The sequence below is a fragment of the Salinicola sp. DM10 genome (assembly GCF_017306975.2).
Lineage (GTDB): Bacteria > Pseudomonadota > Gammaproteobacteria > Pseudomonadales > Halomonadaceae > Salinicola.
In genome coordinates this window covers 1-3,248 of sequence record NZ_JAFLEN020000011.1, presented here as the reverse complement: position 1 = coordinate 3,248, position 3,248 = coordinate 1, and the positions used below count along the sequence as shown (strand labels likewise).

The window sequence follows — 3,248 nt, the reverse complement described above, 5'->3', positions numbered from 1 at the left end:
TAGGTGCCTGACGATGACCTACTCTCACATGGGGAGACCCCACACTACCATCGGCGCTAAGCGGTTTCACTTCTGAGTTCGGCATGGAATCAGGTGGTTCCCACTCGCTATGGTCGTCAGGCAAAACTGACGTCGACATGAACCTGTGGCACGCTTTCACGCGCCGGCTTCACATCGACCAATCTGGATCATGCTGATGATACGTCTCTTGCCTATCCGGCCATTGTCGCGATGTGATCGCCCGACCCAGACCCCTTGGGGTTATATGGTCAAGCCTCACGGGGCATTAGTACACGTTAGCTCAACGCCTTGCAGCGCTTCCACACCGTGCCTATCAACCAGCTCGTCTTGCTGGACCCTTTAGGAGACTCGAAGTCTCAGGGAGATCTCATCTTGAAGGGGGCTTCCCGCTTAGATGCCTTCAGCGGTTATCCCGTCCGCACATAGCTACCCGGCAGTGCCACTGGCGTGACAACCGGAACACCAGAGGTGCGTCCACTCCGGTCCTCTCGTACTAGGAGCAGCGCTTCTCAAATCTCCAACGCCCACGGCAGATAGGGACCGAACTGTCTCACGACGTTCTAAACCCAGCTCGCGTACCACTTTAAATGGCGAACAGCCATACCCTTGGGACCGACTTCAGCCCCAGGATGTGATGAGCCGACATCGAGGTGCCAAACACCGCCGTCGATGTGAACTCTTGGGCGGTATCAGCCTGTTATCCCCGGAGTACCTTTTATCCGTTGAGCGATGGCCCTTCCATACAGAACCACCGGATCACTAGAACCTACTTTCGTACCTGCTCGACGTGTCTGTCTCGCAGTTAAGCACCCTTATGCTCTTGCACTCAATGCACGATTTCCAACCGTGCTGAGGGTACCTTCGTGCTCCTCCGTTACGCTTTCGGAGGAGACCGCCCCAGTCAAACTACCCACCACACACTGTCCTTACACCGGATCACGGTGCGAAGTTAGAACGCCAATGATGCCAGGCTGGTATTTCAAGGTTGGCTCCACCGCAACTGGCGTCACGGTTTCCAAGCCTCCCAGCTATCCTACACAAGCAACATCAGCGTCCAGTGTGAAGCTATAGTAAAGGTTCACGGGGTCTTTCCGTCTAGCCGCGGGTACACAGCATCTTCACTGCGATTTCAATTTCACTGAGTCTCGGGTGGAGACAGCGTGGCCATCATTACGCCATTCGTGCAGGTCGGAACTTACCCGACAAGGAATTTCGCTACCTTAGGACCGTTATAGTTACGGCCGCCGTTTACCGGGGCTTCGATCAGGAGCTTCGCTTGCGCTAACACCATCAATTAACCTTCCGGCACCGGGCAGGCGTCACACCCTATACGTCCGCTTACGCGTTAGCAGAGTGCTGTGTTTTTAATAAACAGTTGCAGCCACCTGGTATCTTCGACCGGTTCGCGCTAGGAGAGCGAGTCTCTTCACGCTACGCCGGCGCACCTTCTCCCGAAGTTACGGTGCCATTTTGCCTAGTTCCTTCACCCGAGTTCTCTCAAGCGCCTTGGGATTCTCACCCTGACCACCTGTGTCGGTTTGGGGTACGGTCGCATGTGATCTGAAGCTTAGAGGCTTTTCCTGGAAGCGTGGCATCGATGACTTCCGGACCGTAGTCCGTTCGTCTCGTCTCTCGGCCTTGAGAGCCCGGATTTGCCTAAGCTCTCAGCCTACTGACTTTCACCAGGACAACCAACGCCTGGCTCACCTAGCCTTCTTCGTCCCCCCATCGCAACCACATCCGGTACGGGAATATTGACCCGTTTCCCATCGACTACGCTTTTCAGCCTCGCCTTAGGGGCCGACTCACTCTGCTCCGATTGACGTAGAACAGAAACCCTTGGTCTTCCGGCGGGGGAGGTTTTCACTCCCCTTGTCGTTACTCATGTCAGCATTCGCACTCGTGATACCTCCAGCATGCTTCTCAACACACCTTCGCAGGCTTACACGACGCTCCTCTACCGCTCATCCTGAGGATGAACCCGTAGCTTCGGCATCTGGTTTGAGCCCCGTTACATCTTCCGCGCAGGCCGACTCGACTAGTGAGCTATTACGCTTTCTTTAAAGGATGGCTGCTTCTAAGCCAACCTCCTAGCTGTCTATGCCTTCCCACATCGTTTCCCACTTAACCAGAATTTGGGGGCCTTAGCTGACGGTCTGGGTTGTTTCCCTTTTCACGACGGACGTTAGCACCCGCCGTGTGTCTCCCACGCTCTACTCACCGGTATTCGGAGTTTGCCTCGGGTTGGTAACCCGGGATGGGCCCCTAGCCGAAACAGTGCTCTACCCCCGGCGGTAATACGTGAGGCGCTACCTAAATAGCTTTCGAGGAGAACCAGCTATCTCCGAGCTTGATTAGCCTTTCACTCCGATCCACAGCTCATCCGAATCTTTTTCAACAGATCCCGGTTCGGGCCTCCAGTCAGTGTTACCTGACCTTCACCCTGGCCATGGATAGATCGCCCGGTTTCGGGTCTATATCCAGCGACTGGTCGCCCAGTTAAGACTCGATTTCTCTACGCCTCCCCTATACGGTTAAGCTCGCCACTGAATATAAGTCGCTGACCCATTATACAAAAGGTACGCGGTCACCGAACAAGTCGGCTCCCACTGCTTGTACGCACACGGTTTCAGGATCTATTTCACTCCCCTCTCCGGGGTTCTTTTCGCCTTTCCCTCACGGTACTGGTTCACTATCGGTCAGCCAGGAGTATTTAGCCTTGGAGGATGGTCCCCCCATGTTCAGTCAAGGTTTCACGTGCCCCGACCTACTCGATTTCACAGGATCAGGTTTTCGACTACGGGGCTATCACCCGCTATGGCCGGACTTTCCAGACCGTTCGTCTAACCAGTCACCTGCTTAAGGGCTACTCCCCGTTCGCTCGCCGCTACTGGGGGAATCTCGGTTGATTTCTTTTCCTCGGGGTACTTAGATGTTTCAGTTCCCCCGGTTCGCTTCCCAACACCTATGGATTCAGTGTGGGATACCCAGCTTGTGCTGGGTGGGTTTCCCCATTCGGACATGCCCGGGTCACAGGTTGTTTGCCACCTCACCGAGCCTTTTCGCAGGCTACAACGTCCTTCATCGCCTCTGGCTGCCAAGGCATCCACCGTGTGCGCTTAATCGCTTGACCATATAACCCGAAGGAGTCTGGTCGCGCGATCACAACGACAATTGCCGGATACGCTTGAGACGTATCACTTTTCGCTCTTCGCCATTCCAACTAC

The 3,248-nt window shown here is 55.1% G+C and carries 2 rRNA genes; both read right to left on the bottom strand.

Going from position 1 to position 3,248, the window contains the following annotated elements:
- Positions 1-5: 5 nt before the first annotated feature.
- Positions 6-121: ribosomal RNA gene (gene rrf, locus J0A90_RS18370) — 5S ribosomal RNA — on the bottom strand.
- Positions 122-265: 144 nt separating this feature from the next.
- A 23S ribosomal RNA gene (locus tag J0A90_RS18365) occupies positions 266-3,154 on the bottom strand.
- Positions 3,155-3,248: the final 94 nt, after the last annotated feature.